The organism is Gluconacetobacter tumulisoli, assembly GCF_014174155.1.
GTDB lineage: Bacteria > Pseudomonadota > Alphaproteobacteria > Acetobacterales > Acetobacteraceae > Gluconacetobacter > Gluconacetobacter tumulisoli.
Genome location: NZ_JABEQM010000002.1, coordinates 157544 through 177262 on the forward strand (window position 1 = coordinate 157544; position 19719 = coordinate 177262).

Genomic DNA, 19719 nt, shown 5'->3' on the forward strand with positions numbered 1-19719 from the left:
CATGAGCCTTTTTTCTTTCCCCGCCTCCGTCCCGTCCCGGCGGTTGGCCCGGATGCCGGCGCGGGCCCTGGCGGGCATGCTGGCGGCCGCGCTGCTGCTGGCGTCGTGGGGGGCGCGGGCCGGAACGTCGATCGTGATCTGGCCTATCGATCCGGTCATTACCGCCGACCGGACGGCAGCGGCGTTGTGGCTGGAAAACCGGGGCCGGCAGCCGGCGCTGATGCAGGTCCGCCTCTTTCGCTGGGACCAGGACCGGCAGGACGACCGGTATCACACGCAGGCGGACCTGATCGGCAGCCCGCCGATGGTGCAGATCGCGCCGGGCGCCCGGCAACTGGTCCGCCTGATCCGCACCGCCGACCTGCCACCCCGCACCGAGACCGCATATCGCATCATCGTCGACGAGGTCCCGATCCCCGGCGGCCCCGACGCGTCCGGTCCGGCCGGCCGCCATGCCGCCGCCATCACCTTCCAGATGCGCTATTCGATCCCGCTCTTCGTCTATGGCGACGGGCTGGGGCCGCAGGGCGGGCGCCCGGCGCTGGACTGGCGGATCGTCACCGATGCCGGCAGGCCGGTGCTGGAGGTCCGCAACCAGGGGCCGATCCATGCCCGCCTGACGCGGGTCGCGTTCCGCCGGCCCGGCGGCAGCGTAGCGGTCGCCGACGGATTGCTGGGCTACGTGCTGGCGCACGGGACGATGCGCTGGCCACTCGCCGCGCCGGGCGCCTCCATCGGCGGGCAACTGGTCGCCGTCGTCAATGGCGCGCCGCAGGCATCGACGATTCCGCAGCGGCACTGATGCGCGTATCGGGCCTGCGCGCCCTGGCGGTGGCCTTGGGCCTGTCCCCGCTGGGGGCGCCCCTGCCACCCCCCGCGCGTGCCTCCGCCCCGCCCCCGGCCGACGGGCGCCTGCCCGCGGCGCCACGCGCGACGGGGGCGATGCCGGACGCCAGCCTGTACCTGGAACTGATCGTCAACCAGCGCGACACCGGCCTGCTGGCCCCGGTCCTGGACCGGCGGGGACATTTCCTGGTCGCCCCGTCCCTGCTGCGCCGGGCGGGGTTGCCCGTCACGGCGCCCGCCGTCGCGGCCGCGATGGCGGGCCGCTCCCCGGGGGACGACGTCCCGGTGGCGCTGGACGATGTCGCCGGGCTGCGGGTCGCCTACGATTCCGCCGGCCAGCGCCTGCTGCTGACGGTGCCGGCGGCGTGGCTGCCGCGCCAGACGATCGGCGGCGACCGGATCATGGACCGCCACCACGCCCGCAGCTCCATGGGTGCCCTGTTCAATTACGACGTCTATGGCAGCACGACCGGCACCACGGGCGCCCTGTCGGCCTGGACCGAGGCCCGGGCCTTCGGCCGGTTCGGCGCCCTGTCCAGCACCGGCGTCGCGCAGATGGCTCTCGGCGGTGCGGCCGGCGCATCGTTCCGCCGGTACGACACCACCTGGCGCTGGTCGGACGAGGACCGGGTCATGACGATCGAGGGCGGCGACCTCGTCACCCGCGCCCTGCCCTGGAGCAGCGCGATCCGGCTGGGCGGGGCGCAGGTCGCGCGCGATTTCGCGGTGCGGCCCGACATCGTCACCTATCCGCTGCCGCGCTTCTCGGGCCAGGCGGCGGTCCCCACCGCCGTGGACCTGTTCATCAACGGACGCCAGGCCAGCCGCAGCCAGGTTGATCCCGGCCCGTTCACCCTGACGGATGTGCCCTACATCAACGGCGCGGGCGAGGCCACGGTGGTCACCACCGACGCGCTGGGCCGGCCGGTGCAGACCTCGGTGCCGTTCTATGTCGCCAGCACGCTGCTGCGGCCGGGCCTGTCGGACTATACCGTGGCGGCGGGGGCGATCCGGCGGCGCTACGGCATCGCCGATTTCGATTACGGCACCCCGACGCTCAGCGGGTCCTACCGGCGGGGCATCCTGCCGGTCCTGACGCTGGAGGCCCACGCCGAATTCGCCCCGCAGCTGGCACTGGGCGGGGTTGGCGCGCTGGTGCAGGCCGGCGCCCGGCTGGGCGTGTTCAACGCGGCGGTCAGCGAAAGCCGCCGCCGCGACAACGGCTATCGCGCGCTGGGCCTGTCGGGCGCGGGCCCGGGCGCGAATGCCGGATGGACGTCCCTGCCCGCCCAGGGCCGCCAATACGACGTCGGCTACCAGTACACCGCGCGCCGGGTGAACATCAGCGTCCAGCGCATCTGGCGCACGGCGGGCTATACCGACCTGTCGGCGGACGACGCGTCGTCCTACCGCCTCAGCCGGTCCAGCCTGCAGGCCACCGCCAGCCTGTCGCTGGGCCGCTTCGGCACGCTGGCGGCCGGATATTTCGACATCCGCTCGGACAGCACGGAACGGACGCGCCTGATGAACGTCAGCCACACGATCCCGCTGTGGGGCGGGGCCAGCCTGTACCTGTCGGCCAATCGCGCGTTCGGCGCGACGGCCGGGGGATACCGCGGCGGATCGGGCGGCGGCGCGTGGTCCGGCACCGCGCAGCTGGTCGTGCCGCTGGCCGGCCTGGGCACCGTCGGCGCCGGGTTCGGCCACGACGCGACCGGCCAGGACGACGAACAGGCCAGCATCAGCCGCGCGACCCCCGCGCGCGGCGGCCTGGGATGGAATGCGGCCTATGTCCATTACAACGACCGCAACCGCGACGGCACGATGCAGGCCAGCCTGACCTGGCGCACCCGCGCGGCGCAGCTCCAGGGCGGGATCTACGGCCCGGTCGCGCAGACCACCGAATGGGCCGAGGCCAGCGGATCGGTCGTGCTGATGGATGACGATCTGTTCGCGGCCAACCGGGTGCAGGACGGCTTCGTCGTCATCAGCACCGACGGCGTGCCGGGTGTGCCCGTCCGCTACGAAAACCAGGCCATGGGCCGCACCGACCGGTCGGGACATCTGCTGATGCCCTATGCGACGTCCTATTATCCCGGGAAATACGAGATCGATCCCCTGGACCTGCCCGCGAACATGCAGGCCACGACCGTGGCGCAGCGGATCTCGGTCCGCAACGGCAGCGGATATCTGCTGCGCTTTCCCCTGCGGCGCGTCGTCGCCGCGACCATCCGGCTGGTCGACGCGCCGGGGCGGCCCCTGCCGATGGGCAGCGTGGTCCATGCCGCCGGCGCGACGGCCTATGTCGGCTGGGACGGCATCGTCTATCTGGACAACATGCAGGCGCGCAATCGCCTGTCTGTCGACCTGCCCGGCGGCGGACACTGCACGGCCGGCGTGACGCTGGACCCCGCCAGCCCCCGCATCGCGCAGATCGGCCCGCTGCCCTGCGTCGCAGGGGGCACGCCATGACCGGCCGTTGGCGACGGCTCCGGCGGACGCTCCTCCTGCTGCCGGTCTTCATCCTTCCCGCACTGGCCACGCTCCCCGCCGGGGCCCGGGCGGCGTGCGCCGTCAACAATCCGGGCGCGGCGTCGCTGGGCGCGATCTCGTCGCTCGAAATCAGCCAGGCGGGCAACCACACCGAAATCAACACCGGATTCACCTGCCCCGGCTCGCTGCTGAGCATCGTATATCCCCAGACGATCCAGGCGCAGATCACCGCCGCCACCGGCCTGACCGACACGGCCAGCGGCGACACGCTGCCCTTCGCGATCTGCCAGGACAGCGCATGCGCCACGCAGTACGCCGTCGGCCAGACATTGACCTGGCAGAAGACCAACCTGCTGGACCTGCTGGGCCTGTTCGGGGGCCCGGGCGGCACGCTGCCGCTTTATGTCCAGGTTCCGTCGGGCAACTACAATGTCGCGGCGGGCACCTATGCCGGCAGCATCACCATCCGCTGGAGCTGGAGCCTCTGCGTCCTGCTGGGCATCGGAAATTTATGCCTGGCGCCCGACACCGGCAGCACGACCGAAACGCTCGTCCTGTCCCTGACCATCACCGCGGATTGCGACATCGACGCGCCGAACCTGAATTTCGGCGCCGCCCCCCTGGTGTCCGGCTTCGCCCCGGTCTCGCAGGGCCTGAACGTGCGCTGCACCAGGGGATCGGCCTACAGCGTCGGGCTGGGCGACGGCGGGGCCTATGACGGCACCAGCCGCCGCATGCAGGATCCGGCGGGCGATTTCCTGCGCTACGAGATCTACAAGCAGGCGGGCGCCGAACGCTGGGGCGACCAAGGCACGGCCCGGCGCGCCAGCGCGACCGCCGATTCCAACGCCGGATTGCTGGATGGCGTCACCGCGCAGCAATTCACCTATACCGCGGCCATCCTGACCGGCCAGACCACCCCGCCCGCCGGAACCTATGCCGACACCATCGTCGTGGATGTCCAGTTCTAGGACGGCCACGACCGGGGCGGTCGCCCCTGCCCCGCAGCGCCGTTCAGGTGATGGGTCCCCGCATCTCCGCGGCGCCGCTCCGCTTCAGGACGACAACGGCGAGGACATAGACCAGCAGGCCCGTCACGGACAGCAGCGCCCCTCCGGTCCCCAGCGCGCCGTACCCGAACTGCCGCGCCAGGAGCATGCTGCCGAGCGAGGCGCCCAGGGCGTTCGCTATGTTGAACGCGGAGTGGTTGAGCGAAGCGGCCAGCGTCTGCGCGTCCCCCGCAAAATCCATCAGCCGCGTCTGAAGCGCGGGACCGAGCGCATTGACGAAGGCCGGAACCAGGAAGACGTCGATCATCAGGCCGGCGCCGTTATGCAGGACGGCCGGAAAGGCCGCCATCGCAACGGCGCTGCCCGCCAGGGCAAGGACCGCGGCGAGATCGAGATTGCGGTCCACGAGCCAGGCGCCGGTATTCGTGCCCGCGAGCATCCCGGCCCCCCAGATGATCATGTAGAGCATGACCGCCCATTCCGGGACATGCGTGACGTTCTGCAGCACGCTCGTCAGATAGGTATAGACCGCGAACATGCCGCCAAAACCGATGGCGGCGGTCAGGAGCGTCAGCATCACCTGCATGTTGCCCAGCGCCGTCACTTCCCGCAGGGGCGAGTTCGACCGGTTGGGGCGATCGGCGGGAATATAGCGCCAGACGCCCAGGAAAGTGACGAAGCCGAAAACGCCGATGATCAGATAGGCGACCCGCCAGCCGAGATGGTTGGCCGCGAAGGTCGAGAACGGCGCGCCGACGAGCGTCGAGATCGCGATGCCGGACAGCACGCGCCCCACGGCCCAGCCGCGCCGCGATCGTTCCACCATCGAGGCCGCGACGAGCGCCGAGATCCCGAACAGCGCCCCATGCGGCAGTCCCGTGATGAAGCGCGCGACCTCGACCAGGCCCGCCGTCGGCATCAGGACGCTCAGGACGTTCCCCAGGCAGAACAGAAGCAGCAGGCAGAGCAGGAGCTCGCGGCGGGACAGCCGCGCGCCGAGAATGGTGATGAGCGGCGCACCGACCACCACGCCGAGCGCATAGGCCGTGATCGCATAGCCCGCGTCGGCCGGCGAAAGACGAAGCGACGACGCAAATTCCGGCAGCATGCCCATGATGGCGAACTCCCCTGTCCCGACAACGAACGTGCCGAACGTCAGGATAAGGAGGGCGGCCGTTTTCCCGTGCGGCGGCGCAACCTGGGCGACGCCGTCTTCAGGCAGTACGGTTTCTGATGTCATGGGGAAGTCCGGGAAGAAGGGAAGGGATCAGGCTGCGAGGGCGGTCGCGGCGACGCGCGCGATGGCGATATCGTCTTCCGTGCTGGCGCCGGACACGCCGATGGCGCCGAGAAACGTTCCGTCACCCGACTTGAGCACGACGCCGCCACCGAAGCTGGTCAGGCCGCCATTGGTGTTTTCCAGCGAATAGGCGTCCCCGCCCGGGCAGGCAATCCGCGCGAAATCGGAACTGTCCATCTGGAACAGGGCCGCCGTCCGCGCCTTCCGGTTGCTGACATCGATCGCGCCGAGGATGGTGCCCTCCATGCGGATGAACGCCACCGGCCAGGCAGCGGCATCCACGATGGACACGCAGACGGTGACGCCTAGCCGTTCCGCCTCCGTGCGGGCGGCGGCAAGCATGGCGGTGGCGGAGGAGAGATGCATGCGATATGGCCTTCGGTCTTCGCGTAAAAGGCGCACATTAGCTGCCATCACCGGCGAGGGAATGCGCGACAGGGCGAAATCCGCGTTTATTCAACATTGTTGAACGGTCGCGCGCTCGACATGTTTCATCATCATCCAGCCCAGGCGGGTGAGCCTGTCGCGCGGCAGGCCGGACGCCGGGCCCGTCAGGCTGATGCTGGCCCGCACCTCCCCGTTTTCCCGCCACGGGATGGCCACGCAGTTCCAGCCGGGGCGGTAGGCCTCGATATCGAGCGCATAGCCCTTGGTGCGGACATCCTCGATACGGCCCAGGATGTCGTCGCCCAGCGCATCGGCGCGGGTCGCCAGGACGCGTTTGCTCAGGCCGGGAACGAAGGCGAGAAACACCAGCCCGACGGCGGACCGCTCCAGCTTGTCGCGATAACGCATATGCGAGGCATCGGCCTCCTGCCCGCCCGCCTCCAGGATGTCGAGATAGGCAGCCTCGTCGCCGCTCGGCACGGCCAGGAAGACGGTCGCCCCGCTCTCGCGGGCAATGGCCTCCAACGCGGGGCGCATGCGCGTGCGCAACGCATTGTCGTCCCCCGCGATGCGGGCGAGGTTCAGGATCCGGCCGCCCAGATGATACCGCATGTCGCCGGGCCGGCGTTGCACATACCCCAGGTGGTCTAGCGTCTGGAGGATATTGTGGGCCGTCGTCTTTCCAAGCCCGGAGATCGCGGCGATCTGCTGCAGCCGCGCGCTCCCGCCCGCCTGCGCGATGATCTCCAGGATGGCCGCGGAGCGTTCGATGGACTGGATCAGCTTCGGCGCCTTTTCCACGTGGCCGTCCCCCTGTCGCCAGACGGCGTCGCGCGGCGCATGATTTCGGCCGATGTCCGAAAGTTCAACATAGCTGAACATAGGGGCGTTTCGGGGTCAATGCCCGTCCCCCCGCCGCCCCCGTCCCCCTTGATGTCAGACCGCCGATGATCCCGGCCCGCCGCGCGGCGCCGAAAAACCACGTCGGGTCGCCAACGGGGGCGGATTCAGAACCCGCCCCTCAGTACCGGCCTCTCAGTCGAAATGCTTGCTCAGGGTGAAGAACACCATCTGCGGCGCCCCGGCCTGGAGGGTCTGGTAGGTGCCGCCGGGGTCGGTCGCGACGAAGCCGGTGCTGCCGACGGTCGCGACATACTGCTTGTTGAACAGGTTCGTCACGTTCAACTGCATGTCCACCCCGTGCAGGACGCCATGCGGCTGCTGGAAGCGATAGCCCACGGCAAGGTTGAAGATGGCATTGGGCGCGACATGCTGGTCGTTGGTGTAGGTATAGTACCGCTTGCCCTGGTACTGCATCAGAATATTGCCCCACCACGCGCCGTCGTCATAGGAAAGCTGGACATTGGCCATGTTGCGCGGCGTGGCGACCACGTCGCGGCCCTTGGTGGCGATTTCAAGCTGGCCCGAACCGCTATAGACATTGCTGTCATAGAAGGAATTGTTGAACGCATAGGACCCGTACAGCGACCAGTTCCGCGCCAGGCGCCAGGTCGCCGCGGCCTCGACGCCGCGCGCGGTGACGCCGCCGACATTGGCCAGCGCCGTGGGGGTGCCCACGATGGCCGAGGACGTCTGCGTCGCCAGCAGCCGGTTTTCGAATTCGACGTAATATCCGGTCAGGCTGGCCTGCACGATCCGGTTGTGGAAACGCCAGCCCAGCTCCTCGGTGTTCGACATTTCGGGCTTCAGCTTGCCGCGGATGGCATCGAACCCGGCCTGCGACGTGGAAAACGGACCGGCGGTGGCGGCGCTGGTGAAGGCGTTCATGTTGCGCGAATAATCGACGAACACCTCGTTATGGGCGTCCAGCCGGTCGTTCAGCCCGACCTGCGGCAGGAAGGCGTTCGCCGCCCCGATCGTGCCGGCGGCGAACTGGCTGCCGACGCCGGTCTGCGGATAGACGCTGCGCGAGCTGTTATCGACGATCAGCGACTTGAAACCCGCGTATCCCTTCAGGGCCTTCGTGATCTGCCATGTATCCTGCAGATGCGTCTGGTAGGTGCGGGTCCCGAAGACATAGCCCCACTGGACGACGAACGGGTTGGTGTACCAATGCATCACCGCCGGCCCGGACGTCGCGTCCAGCGGATAGAAGGCGCGCGATTCCTCGAATATGTTGTTCTCGAACCAGAACCCGCCTTCGATCGTATGATGGCCGACATGATAGGTCAGGCCCGTCAGCAGGCCCTCGCGATGGATGTCGTAATTGGTGTTCCGCGCGGAAATCGCCCCGCCGCCCAGCGCGGCGGGGGTCGGAACGAACGGGGTGGCGAACAGGCCCTGCCCCTGGTCCAGATGGCCGTAGACGGTCGCGAACCCGGTCAGGCCGTGCGCCAGGTCCGCATCGACCCGCCCGTAGGACAGCACGTCGTTGCGCTTCCCATCCGAATTCCAGTAGACGTCGTTGGGGTCGGTATAACCGCTCGGCAGCGGCCGCCCGGCCTGGTAGGCCCGGGCGACCTGCTGCGCCAGGGCGTAATTTCCCGTGATGTTGTCGACGTCGTAGCCGAATTGCCGGATCATCGACGGCGACAGGTCCTGATAATCGTTCTGCCGCAGTTCGGACCAGTCGGCGAACAGCGTCACCTTCACATGTTCGCCGACGGGCTGGATATATTTCGCGTTGGCCTGCTGCTGGCGCTGGATGCCCGACCCCTTCCATTTATTGGCGTCCGACCAGTCATAGCCGACATAGAACCGGCCGCCGCCGGCCAGCTCCCCGGAATTGACGCGCATGAAGGTGCGATAGGTGCCGGCCGACCCCACCGTGCCCGACACGTCCACGCCGAACCGGCGCGTCGGGTCGATCGACGAAAAGGTCAGCGTACCGCCCAGATTGTTCGACGCCGCCGTCCCCAGGGCGCCCGCCCCCTGGGCGATCGTCGCGGGACCGTTGTTTTCCGTCTGCAGGGCGCGGTTGATCGACAGCCCGTTGTCGTTGCCGTAATTGAGGTCGCCCAGCGGCACCCCATCCATGGTGAAGCCCAGCTGGTTCTGCGTGAACCCCCGGATGATGATCTGCTGCGACCATTCGTAGGCGCCCATCGGGTCGGACGCGCTGAACATGACGCCGGGCAGCTTGGACAGGGTCTTGAACGGGCTTGTTCCCGGCGCCGTCTTCTGCAGTTCGGACCGCGACAGGGTCTGGACCTGACGCGCCGCGCCCGCACCCAGCACGACCATCGCCTCCATCGCGGGCGCGGGCTCTTTCGCGGCCGCGACGGGGGGCCGGGCCGGGGATCTGGCGGGCGATCCGGCGGGGGTGGACACCGGCCGCGTCGTGCCGTTCTCCGCCGCCCCGGCCGCGGAAGACCACAGCACCATCGACGACAGGGCCGTGGTGACGAATAAATTTTTCATGTCGATCCGAATCCGTGCAGTCATGATCAATGAAATCCGAAAATCCGTCGCGCATTACGCCGCGGATCCTCACAACATTTCTTATCAAGACCCTTATACACAAACCGGAGTGGTCTATTTTTATAGTTTTATGACGTTTTAAATACTTATTGTCGATCCTATATACCAAATAAATACGAATATCGATTTATCTTATGCTTCCCCCGGCGCTTCGCCACGCGCACCGGCCGCATCGAACGCGCGGATAACCGGCAGCAGGTCGGCGACGCTGTCGATCACGGCATGGGCGCCGGCCGTGCGCAGCGTGTCATGGGCCCGGGCACGCCGATCGGCGAATTCCGCCGCATCCATCGCCCGGATCTCGTCCTCGGTGCAGCCGAAGCTGTTTCCGCTGACCGCGACGCCGACGGTCCATGCGCCGGCCGCAAGGCCCTCGCCGATGCCGACGCCGGTATCGTCGACCTTGACCACCCGCGACGCCGGCCAGACATCCAGGTCGATCATCGCGCGCCACATCATCATCGGGCTGGGCCGGCCCTGCGGGGTGTCGCCGGTGCACACCACGCAGTCGGCCGCGAACCCCTGGGCGCGGGCCAGCGGAATGATTTCGGCCATGATCTCGTGCGTGTAGCCGGTCGTCGACCCGATGCGCAGGCCCATCGCCCGCAACCGGGCCACGACGTCCGCCGCCCCGGGGATCAGCGTCGCGTACCGCCGCGCCGCCGCGACGTTGCGGGGCAGAAACATGGCATACAGCGCGTCGATCTCCGCCTCGCCCGGCGGGGTACCGTGCCGGGCGGTCCAGGCGGCACGGATGCGCGGCTGCGCCAGCAGGGCGGCGATATGCGGGCGCTTGGCCATCCCCATCGGAACCCGCGCCTCGGCGATGGAGATCTCGACCCCGAAGGCGGCAAAGGTCTCGACGAAGGCCCCCATCGGCGCGCACGACCCGTAATCGATGACCGTCCCGGCCCAGTCGAACACCACCGCGCGCAGGTGCGCCAGCGGCCTCTCCCTCGCCGGGATCACGACCCGTCTCCCCGACGCCCGCGCCGCCGGATGCGGACGCGCGCCGCGCCGGAGCTGTGATGGAAAAGGACGCGACGCCGGACCATGCGTGTTCTCCCTGCCTGGCCTTGATTCTGCCTGGCCCTTGATGCCCGACTCCGTTTAATTTATGAAATCGATAATGATTATATTAGTATCGATTTAATTTATAATCTGGTGGACCCATGCAATATGTCCAGCTTCGCGCCTTCCACGCCGTGGCGGAACATGGCGGCTTTTCCCGCGCGGCCGAGGCGCTGGGCCTGACCCAGCCGGCCATTTCCGACCAGGTCCGCCGGCTGGAACAGGAATTCGGCGTCGCCCTGTTCCATCGCAAGGGACGGATGGTCGAACCCACCGACCTCGGCCGCCGCCTGCTGTCGACCACGCGGCAGCTCTTCGCATGCGAACAGAACGCCCGCACCCTGCTGTCCTCGGCGGGGGCGCTGACCCTGGGCACGCTGGCAGTGGTGGCGGACGCGCCGGACCTGGCGGTCAAGCTGATCGCGGCGTTCCGCGCGGCCCATCCGAACGTCACCGTGTCGCTGTCCATCGCGAACGCCGAATCCTGCGTCACGCGGGTACTGGACAGCAGCGCCGACGCCGCGGTCACCGCCGCCCCGCCGATCGACGGCCGCGTGATGGGGATGGAACTGCGCCGCGAACGGCTGATGGCGCTGGCCCCACGGGACCTCGCCCTGCCGGAGGGCGGCCTGCGCCTGTCCGACTTCGCCGCCCACGGCGTCATTTTTCGCGAGAGCCGCTCGCTGACGCAACGCCTGCTGGCGTCGGAACTGGCCCGGCATGGATTGCAGGTCACGCCCGCCATCCTGGTCGAGGGCCGCGAGGCCCTGGTCGAGGCGGTGGCGCAGCGCCTGGGCATCGGCGTCATCGCGCCCAGCGAATTCCCCGGCCATCCCGGCGTGCGCCTGGCACCGATCGCGGACATGGAGGCCGAGATGATCGAACATCTGGTCGCCCTGGCCGACACCCCCCGCACCCGGGCGGTCGACGCCCTGTTCGCGCTGGCCGCGCCGCCTTCCCTCGCGCTCACGAACGGATCGGAACAATCCGAGGGCAGGGAGGAAGCGGCATGTCCGGTCCCGGGATGTGACGAAGCTTCCGCGCGTAACACGGTGGCTGCCGGGACAAAATGAAAAGCGGGAGCCCCTTCAGGACGCCACGACCCGAAGGCCGCCTGATGCAGAGACGGCAGGAGAGCCGCCTCCCCCATCGTTCGACACGCGCGCCGCCTGCGGTCCTTTGGCCGTCCAGCGGTTTTCGGGAACCGGCAGGCCCAGATGGCCCCGAAGGGTGTCCTGTTCGTAGTCCGTCTTGAAAAGACCGCGCTGCTGGAGGATCGGAATGACGCGTTCGCGGAATAGCGTGAAATCGTGGGAAGCCGACACACGGATATTGAATCCGTCGGCGGCGCCGTCGCGGAACCAGCGCTCAATCTCGTCCGCGACCGTCTCCGCCGATCCGACGAAGGAAAGGCGCCAGGTCCCGTAGCGCTCGGCGGCCTGCCGCAGCGTGAATCCATTCGTCCGGACGCCACGCAGGATACGCTCGGCATGCCCCTTGTAGCTGTTGAGCGTCAGACCACTGACGTCCGGGAATGGCCCGTCAATCGGATATTGACGGAAATCGTGATAATTGAAGGCACGGCCAAGCGCGACGAGCTTCTGCTCGATCGTGATGTCCCCGACGCGCGCCTGGGCGATGGCCTGCGCTTCCTCGTCGGTATCCGCGATGATCGGCGCGATGCCGGGCAGAACGGTGATCAGGTCCGGATCGCGGCCGGCGGCCTGCGCCCTGCGCTTCAAATCCTGGTAGTAGTCGCGGGCGCCGTCGAAATCCTCGACGCCGGCGAAGGTCACGTCTGCGATTTCCGCGCCGAGCTGCCGCCCGTCATTGCTGTCGCCCGCCTGGAAGATCACCGGATAGCCCTGCCTCGAACGGCTCAAGGCGAGCGGGCCGGCGACGGACAGGAACTCGCCCTTGTGGTTCAAGGCATGCTGCTTGGATTTGTCCAGGAAGATGCCCCTCTCCTTGTCGCGGGGAAAGGCATCGTCCTCGTAGCTGTCCCACAATCCCTTGACGACTTCGACGAACTCCTTCGCGCGGCGATAGCGGACGGCGTGATCCAGGTGCTTGTCGTGTCCGTAATTCCGGGCTGCCCCTTCAAGCCCGGTGGTCACGACGTTCCAGCCCGCCCGGCCACGGCTGATATGGTCGAGCGAGCCGAACAGCCGCGCGACATTGTAGGGTTCCCAATAGGTGGTGGTCAGCGTGCCGACCAGGCCGATCTTCGACGTCGAGACGGCCAGCGCCGACAGAAGCGTCAGCGGCTCCAGACGGTTGAGGAAATGCGGCGCCGTATCGGGCGTGATGAACGGGCTGTCGACGATGAAGACGAGATCGAATTTCGCTTCCTCCGCCAGCCGGGCATTCCGGATATACCAGTCGATATCGATGCTGGCGTCGGATTGCAGATCCGGACGGCGCCACAGGGAGAAATCGGTGCCCACACCCGCCAGGATGGCGCCGAGCTTGAGGGTGCGCCGCTTGGAGTGGCTCATGATGGCCTTCCTCGAATGCTGTGATGGGTCGTCAGGCGCCGATCTTTCGATCTCCGCCTTCCCGCCGCCAGCAAAAAATATTCAATCGATCCATGTGGAAATCAAAACCATCGGGACGAACTCAGGACTAAAATTTAAGAATATAAAATCGACGTGCAAAGAAAACTCGCTTGCGAGGGAACCGACCCTCATACGACGTTCGCCGACATCTGCCGGAGTCTTCAAGGAGCGCCTGCGTTGTTTCCGTCTTCGGCCAGGTTCCGCCCGGGAAAGGCATCGGTGCATATCTATGGGGGCCAGCCAACAGCGACGTGCCGGGAACGCGCCGGATGCACGATGGCGCGACCGGCATGTGCGTCCTGCAGGGTTAGGGATATCCGGGAACGTACGTCCTCCCTCCGGCGGTCCGCGCATGGCGTTGCCCGGCGCCCACATCGATTTCTCAGGATATGACAGGACATGAAGGCAATAGACGCGGACGTTCTGGTCGTCGGTGGCGGCATGGCCGCGGGCTGGGCGGCCATTTCCGCCGCGAAGACGGGTGCTTCGGTGGTCGTGGTGGACAAGGGCTTCATGGGGACGAGCGGCGTCACCGCCCCGGCCGGGCCGAACCATTGGTGGGTTCCCCCCGACACGGCACAGCGCGAAGCGGCCATCCGACGACGGCTTGAAACCGCGTTCGGCCTGGCGGATCCGGAATGGATGGAACGGATCATCGACATCACCTGGCGATCCATCCCCGAACTGGACCCCTATTACCCGTTTTCGGGCGACGGCAAGGGGGGCCTCTTCCGTTCCGGCCTGCGCGGGCCGGAATATGTGCGGGCACTGCGCCGTTACGCGACGGACCTGGGCGTGCGCGTGCTCGACCATCACCCGGTTCTGGAACTTCTGGGGCGGCGGGATGGCTCGGTCGGCGGCGCGGGCGGCTACGACCGCCTGGGCGGCGTATCATGGCGCGCCCGCGCCGGGGCGGTGATCCTGGCGACCGGAGGCTGCGGCTTTCGCTCCGGCCTGATCGGCAGTTATTCCAATACCGGCGACGGCTACCTGATGGGCGTGGAGGCCGGCGCGGACCTGTCCGGCATGGAATTCTGCGTGTCCTATTCCATTTCCCCGGCCTGGCTGAGCACGCGGACGCTTCCCTATACCGGCGCACGCTATTACGACGCCTCGGGCGCGGAGATCGACGTTCCGGCCGGGGCGAACCGCACCCGCGAACATCTGCTCGTCCTTGCGGACGCATTTCGCGCCGGACCGGTCCATGCGGATCTGCACGAGGCGCCGAAGGCGCTGCGGGGGGTGGTGCGCCAGATCCAGCCGGCGACGGTCGCGGCCTTCGAACGCCGGGGGCTGGACATGTTTCGTGACCGGTTCGAGGTGAAGCTGTTCGGCGAAGGCACGATCCGCGGCACCGGGGGCTTGCGGATCGTCGATACGGGCTGCGCGACATCGGTGCCCGGGCTTTTCGCGGCAGGAGACGCCGCCACGCGCGAGCATATCGCCGGCGCGACGAGCGGCGGCGGCGCACAGAACGCCGCCTGGGCGCTCTCGTCCGGCGTCCTGTCGGGCCAGGCCGCCGCCGCCCTGGCGCGCAGGCAGGGCAAGGGGGCGCCTGACGCGGCGCTGGAACCCCTGGGGCGGGCGGGGCTGCGGCCGGCGGGCGGCAGTCGCGCGGTCGACCGGAAAGCCCTCCAGAAGGCCGCCGGAGACGAAATCCTCGATCTCGACAAGGCGTTGCGGCGCCGCGCGGACGGGCTGGAAGCCTCGGCACGGACGCTTGAGGACGGATGGACGGAGATCAGCCAGCACCTGCGCGGCGACGGGCGCGACGCGGTTGCGGCCCGCGAGACGGCGGCGATGGTCGCCACGGCCCGCTGGTGCAACGCCGCCGCCCTCGCCCGGACCGAGAGCCGTGGCATGCATGTGCGTGAGGATTTTCCACGGACCGATCCGCGCCTGGCCTGTCGCCAGATCGTGGGCGGGCTCGATCGGATCCGGATCCGGCCCGATGGCGCGCGCCAGGAAAAAACCGGGGGGAAGACAATCGGATGATCGAAGACATTCTTTCGGAACGCTGCACCGGCTGCAACGCATGCGTCGTCGCCTGTCCCGACCATGTGCTGGATCCGGGCGTGGCCGATGGGCCGCCGGTCATCGCCCGTGTCGAGCAGTGCCAGACCTGCTTCCTCTGCGAACTCCATTGCGCGCATGACGCCATCTATGTCGCGGTGGAAGGTCCCGGGGCCGGGACCACGCTCCATCATCCTGAGGCGCTGATCGGGCGTCTTCGCCACGATTACGGCTGGGACGGCAGCACCAGCGACCCCTTGCGCGACTTCTGGCAACTGGGGCCGCTGTTGCGAGAGGGGCTGGAGATATCGGCTGCACGCCATGCTCGCCGGCAGACGCGCGCGCTGAAGGAGGCAGGAACAGGACAGGAGGGAGACGACGCCGCCGGTTATCCCCCAGCGAAGGCGGTGACGGACGACCCGACGGCATGATGCGCGCACCCGGATCAGGCTGGCACAGTCGACGGCAATGGCCCCCATCACCCTGGTCGTCGGTAACCGGCGCGGGCTGATCGATTCCCGCCTCAAGACGACCGGCCGGCAGCAGAGCCTTTCATACCGGATCCAACGGGCTTCTCGCGGCTGGCGCACCGCCGATCGGCACGTGACGATAAAGGCCATCGTTGAAGACGAGCCGAGAAGATGTCGCCAGACAAAGCAGACTCTTCGGCATACACGATTGTTCCAACCCGGTCGCGCCACGACAAGCACGACCGCTCACCAGGTGCAGCACGATCATCCTGACAGCGCGATCTTCGCCCCTGGCCGGCGATGCGTTCCGACATCTCCGGTAACTGCCATTTTCCGGCAGATGACAGTCATATATGGCGTTGTCCGTCGTAACGGCAGTTGCCGATCGCCTTCTTGATTCAACGGCTTGTTTCGCAATGCGGTACCATCGTCCGCGCGAGTGTCGTTGACATATTAATAACCACAAACATTCGTGTAATTTTTTCTCGCATGACATTTTCACTCATGCGCACGATATTTTCCCGACAACGCGCTTCACGCATGTTCACGTAAATCCAGACGGTACCCACCATCATGACGCCAGGTAACGCGGGGCAGTGTCCGATCAAGGCGCCGCTGAGGCCGTGTAACGCGGCCGCTACGAGCGTGCACAGCTTGATGTTGACGGGCGATGCGCCCGAGTATTTCGATCCGGGACACAATATTCGATGACAGAAGACACAAGACAGGCAACAATCAGGCGAGTGAACGGGGCGACGTCCGCGTTCGTGGCTGGCCTGATTGCGTCCGCGTCCGCCCATGCCGAAAATCTCCCCACCCGCAAGATACCGGCCCCTCATGCCGGCCAGTCAGCGCGTCCGGCACCGCATCCCGCCACCTCGCAACCGCCATCCGCCAGGTCTGCGGTGCCTGCGGCAAACGTCGTTCCAGCGCCTGAGACGATCAGCGTCCGCGCCAGCGCGCGCACGCCGCGCCTGGCCGCCGCGGTTCCATTGGGTGCCTTGGGTGCGCGCTCGGAACTCGACACGCCCTTTGCCATCAGTTCCGTCTCGGCGGCGAAGATGGAGCAGCTTCAGGCCGCCGATATCAACGACGTGTTTCGCTCGGAACCCGGCGTGCAGGAAAACTCCAATGGCGGATCCACCGCGTCGGGCGCCAGCTTCCGCGTGCGCGGCCTCAGCCTGGACTGGAGTAACGGGTACAAGATCGACGGCATGGCGATCCCATATTGGTATATCGACCTGCCGATGGCGAATTTCGAACGCCTGCAACTGACCAAGGGCGCGTCCGCCTTCATGTACGGGTTCGGTTCGCCCGGGGGCGTTCTGGATTTCCAGCTCAAGAAACCGGTCGAGGAACGCAAGCTGACGCTCGAGGCGGGCTATCGTACCGATGCGGTGTTCCGCCAGATGCTCGACACCGGCGGGTCTTTTGATCGCGCGCATCGCTTCACCTATCGCCTCGTATTCGGCAACGAGGTGGGCAATCAGTATAACAGCAGCTTCATGCGCAACACATCGGTATCGTTTTCGACGCGCGCGCAGATTACCGATAATTTCTCCTGGCATTTCGACGCATTCTACGATGCCAGCCTGCAGAAGGACATGGTCAACGGCGTCGCCGTCAGTTCAAGCGCCATCGGCCCGAACTTCAATTATCTTGCGCCGATCAGCGGACGAGCACCATTCGGCGCACCCGGCTCCTGGAAAACGAACGACGTCAAGGTGTTCCGCACCGGATTTGACTGGAATTTCGCGCCTGGCTGGCGCGCCGGCATCGCCTATGGCTATACCCACCTCGACGAACGCTTTCCATCGAACCAGGTGACGTTCACGAGTACGAATGGCGACTATTTCTCCCGCGCGTTCGAACAGGATCGCGTTCTGGGTTATCATCAGGTCGACGCCTCGACCGAGGGACATTTCCAGACTGGCCCGCTCAAACATGACGTGCTGATCGGGATCACATGGGAACGGCAGGATTTCGCCGCCGATGCGACAGCCGGCCTGCTGGGTCCGACCGAATACGGAAACATCCATTCCGATCGGCCATCCATCACGGATGCGACGAATTTCACTCCGCATCTGTATCATTATCTCGACAATGTGCAGGTGGCGCCTTTCTGGACAGACACGATCAGCTGGCGCAAATGGTCGCTGCTCGCCGGCGCTCGCTATACGGACTACCAGGAAAACGATTTTTCGACCTCAGGCGCACAGACCGCTGCCCGCCGGAATAATCCCGTAACCCCGATCGTCTCGTTGTCCTACAAGGTCGATCCCGGCATCAACGCCTATTTCTCCTATGTCGAGGCAATGCAGACCGGCGGCATCGGCGGTCCCACCAACGTCAACTACATGCAGGTCTTCGGCCCGATCCGCAGCCAGGAGTACGAGCTCGGGCTGAAGGTGCAAAGACGGATATGGAGCGGCACCGTGGCGTTGTACCGGCTCGACACCGGGTCCGCCTATACCAACGCGCAGAATTACTACACGCAGGACGGCATTTCCCGTTATCAGGGCGTGGAGGCCGCCGGCGGGGTGCGCGTGACGCGCGACCTCACGCTCAACGGCAGCATCACCTACCTCAATGCCTATTATGTATCGGGGCCGGCATCGGTCGTGGACCACAAGCTCGAGGCGGTCGCGCCGTTCCAGGCTTCGTTCGGCGCGGATTACGCGATCCCGCTGGTGCATGGGCTGAGCGTGAACGGCGGATTCAACTATGTCGGGCCAAGCTGGCTCGACGCCGCGAATACATTCCACCTGCAATCCTATCTGGTGGGTGATCTGGGCGCATCCTATGTCACGCAGGTCGACAGGCATAAGCTGACCTTCCGCGCGACAGTCAAGAATATCGGCAATGAACGCTACTGGGTCAGCCGGGGCAGCTACAACCTGTTCCCCGGCGCGCCACGGACCGTCGTTCTGTCGATGCGTTTCGACCTCTGACTTCAACAGCGAGGAAAAAACCAATGTCCGTCAATTTCATCGGCTATATCGGCTTCAACAACACGTCTGAAATCCATGGCGTCCGCAAGCGGGTGCTCGATCGAACCTATGTCGTGGACGCCCTGCGCGCGCAGGAGGAGGGCGGCTTCGACCGCGTGCTCATCCCGTTCGGCTCCAATTCGCCGGAAAGCCAGATCGTCGCGGCCTATGGCGCGGCGCTGACGACGCGGCTCGGATTTCTTGTTGCCCACCGGCCGGGCTTCACGCAGCCGACATTGGCCGCGCGCCAGCTTGCGACGCTCGACCAGCTTTCCCAGGGGCGGGTCGCGGTGCATATCATCACCGGCGGCGCGGACGAGGAAATGGCGCGCGACGGCGATATCGGCACCACCAAGGCCGAACGCTACGCGCGATCCGACGAATATCTGGCCATCCTGCGCCAGGAATGGTCCGCGAAGACGCCCTTCGATCATGATGGAAAATTCTATCATATCCGCCAGGCCAGCAGCGCGATCCATCCCGAGAACCTGCCGGTCTTCTTCGGCGGCACCTCGGCGGAAGCCATCGACGTCGCCGGCCGCCATGCCGACGTCTACGCGACCTGGGGCGAGACGCTCGATGCGACGCGAGAGATCGTGGCGCGCGTCCGCGCATCGGCGGCCCGCCATGGCCGGCAGATCGGATTTTCGCTTTCGCTGCGCCCGGTGATCGCGGATACCGAAGAAGCGGCCTGGAAACGTGCCGACGAGATCGTGGAGCGCGTGCGCGCCAGGCGCGAGGACGCCGGCCTGCCGACCAGCGGTCACCGCCCGCCCAACGACGGATCGCGACGCCTGCTGGAAACCGCATCGTCCACGCGTCGCGACGCCAGGCTGTGGACCGGCGTCGCCCAACTGACGGGTGCCGCCGGCAACTCGACCGGCCTGGTGGGCACGCCGGAACAGGTCGCCGATGCCCTTCTGGAATATCACAGGATCGGCATAGGAAATTTCCTTATCCGTGGATTCGATCCCCTGGCCGATGCCATCGCCTATGGCCGCGACCTGATCCCCCTGGTGCGCGAGAAGGTGGCCGCATCGGGCGACCTGGCCGCCGCCAGCTGATCACATCGCCACGCACCAGCCGGCCGGCCGCCGGCGTCGGATTCAATGACGGTACGGACGATCGGGTCCGGCCGCA

Annotated in this window: 14 protein-coding genes; 8 read left to right on the forward strand and 6 right to left on the reverse strand. The window is 66.9% G+C overall.

Annotation, left to right across the window (positions count from 1 at the left end; translation table 11 throughout):
• The first annotated feature begins 1 nt into the window (after nt 1).
• Genes HLH28_RS03070 through HLH28_RS03080 form a run of 3 tightly spaced genes read left to right on the forward strand, consistent with a single transcriptional unit; the run spans nt 2 to nt 4310 of the window.
• The gene (locus HLH28_RS03070; RefSeq protein WP_220789910.1) at nt 2-802 is read left to right on the forward strand and encodes a fimbrial biogenesis chaperone; all 801 of its coding nucleotides are present in this window, start codon (nt 2-4) and stop codon (nt 800-802) included.
• Complete coding sequence (locus tag HLH28_RS03075) at nt 802-3318, forward strand: fimbria/pilus outer membrane usher protein (RefSeq protein ID WP_182954332.1); 2517 nt, start codon at nt 802-804, stop codon at nt 3316-3318. Before HLH28_RS03070 ends, HLH28_RS03075 begins: the two co-directional genes overlap by 1 nt.
• Entirely contained in the window at nt 3315-4310 is a 996-nt protein-coding gene (locus HLH28_RS03080; RefSeq protein ID WP_182954334.1) for a Csu type fimbrial protein, read from the forward strand. The genes HLH28_RS03075 and HLH28_RS03080 overlap by 4 nt, the downstream gene beginning before the upstream one ends.
• 43 nt (nt 4311-4353) lie before the next feature.
• Here HLH28_RS03080 and HLH28_RS03085 read toward each other — a convergent pair whose 3' ends face one another.
• The 5 genes from HLH28_RS03085 to phnX form a co-directional block, all read right to left on the reverse strand.
• Nucleotides 4354-5589 (reverse strand): MFS transporter, encoded by a 1236-nt coding sequence (locus tag HLH28_RS03085; RefSeq protein WP_182954336.1) that lies wholly within the window; start codon nt 5587-5589, stop codon nt 4354-4356.
• 27 nt (nt 5590-5616) lie between these two features.
• Nucleotides 5617-6015 carry a GlcG/HbpS family heme-binding protein gene (locus HLH28_RS03090; RefSeq protein ID WP_182954339.1) on the reverse strand — a complete coding sequence of 133 codons (399 nt, stop codon included), beginning with the start codon at nt 6013-6015 and terminating at the stop codon, nt 5617-5619.
• Nucleotides 6016-6105: 90 nt separating this feature from the next.
• Nucleotides 6106-6918 (reverse strand): IclR family transcriptional regulator, encoded by an 813-nt coding sequence (locus tag HLH28_RS03095; RefSeq protein WP_182954341.1) that lies wholly within the window; start codon nt 6916-6918, stop codon nt 6106-6108.
• A 153-nt stretch (nt 6919-7071) separates the two neighbouring features.
• Entirely contained in the window at nt 7072-9441 is a 2370-nt protein-coding gene (locus tag HLH28_RS03100) for a TonB-dependent receptor (RefSeq protein WP_246395628.1), read from the reverse strand.
• A 168-nt stretch (nt 9442-9609) separates the two neighbouring features.
• Nucleotides 9610-10446 (reverse strand): phosphonoacetaldehyde hydrolase, encoded by an 837-nt coding sequence (gene phnX / locus HLH28_RS03105; protein ID WP_338029639.1) that lies wholly within the window; start codon nt 10444-10446, stop codon nt 9610-9612.
• Nucleotides 10447-10649: 203 nt separating this feature from the next.
• On the opposite strand from phnX, the gene HLH28_RS03110 reads away from it, so the two are divergent.
• Nucleotides 10650-11621: a LysR substrate-binding domain-containing protein gene (locus HLH28_RS03110; protein WP_182954344.1), complete on the forward strand. Its 972-nt coding sequence runs from the start codon at nt 10650-10652 to the stop codon at nt 11619-11621.
• Nucleotides 11622-11636: 15 nt separating this feature from the next.
• Here the strand turns inward: HLH28_RS03110 and HLH28_RS03115 are convergent, their stop codons facing one another.
• On the reverse strand, nt 11637-13046 hold the full coding sequence (locus HLH28_RS03115; protein ID WP_182954348.1) for an LLM class flavin-dependent oxidoreductase: 1410 nt from the start codon (nt 13044-13046) through the stop codon (nt 11637-11639).
• A gap of 459 nt (nt 13047-13505) precedes the next feature.
• On the opposite strand from HLH28_RS03115, the gene HLH28_RS03120 reads away from it, so the two are divergent.
• The 4 genes from HLH28_RS03120 to HLH28_RS03135 all read left to right on the forward strand — a co-directional run bounded on the left by HLH28_RS03120 (nt 13506) and on the right by HLH28_RS03135 (nt 19643).
• Nucleotides 13506-15101 carry an FAD-dependent oxidoreductase gene (locus HLH28_RS03120; RefSeq protein WP_182954358.1) on the forward strand — a complete coding sequence of 532 codons (1596 nt, stop codon included), beginning with the start codon at nt 13506-13508 and terminating at the stop codon, nt 15099-15101.
• Nucleotides 15098-15550 (forward strand): 4Fe-4S dicluster domain-containing protein, encoded by a 453-nt coding sequence (locus tag HLH28_RS03125; protein WP_182954362.1) that lies wholly within the window; start codon nt 15098-15100, stop codon nt 15548-15550. Before HLH28_RS03120 ends, HLH28_RS03125 begins: the two co-directional genes overlap by 4 nt.
• 944 nt (nt 15551-16494) lie before the next feature.
• The gene (locus HLH28_RS03130; RefSeq protein WP_338029640.1) at nt 16495-18540 is read left to right on the forward strand and encodes a TonB-dependent siderophore receptor; all 2046 of its coding nucleotides are present in this window, start codon (nt 16495-16497) and stop codon (nt 18538-18540) included.
• A 23-nt stretch (nt 18541-18563) separates the two neighbouring features.
• On the forward strand, nt 18564-19643 hold the full coding sequence (locus HLH28_RS03135) for an LLM class flavin-dependent oxidoreductase (RefSeq protein ID WP_182954367.1): 1080 nt from the start codon (nt 18564-18566) through the stop codon (nt 19641-19643).
• Nucleotides 19644-19719: the final 76 nt, after the last annotated feature.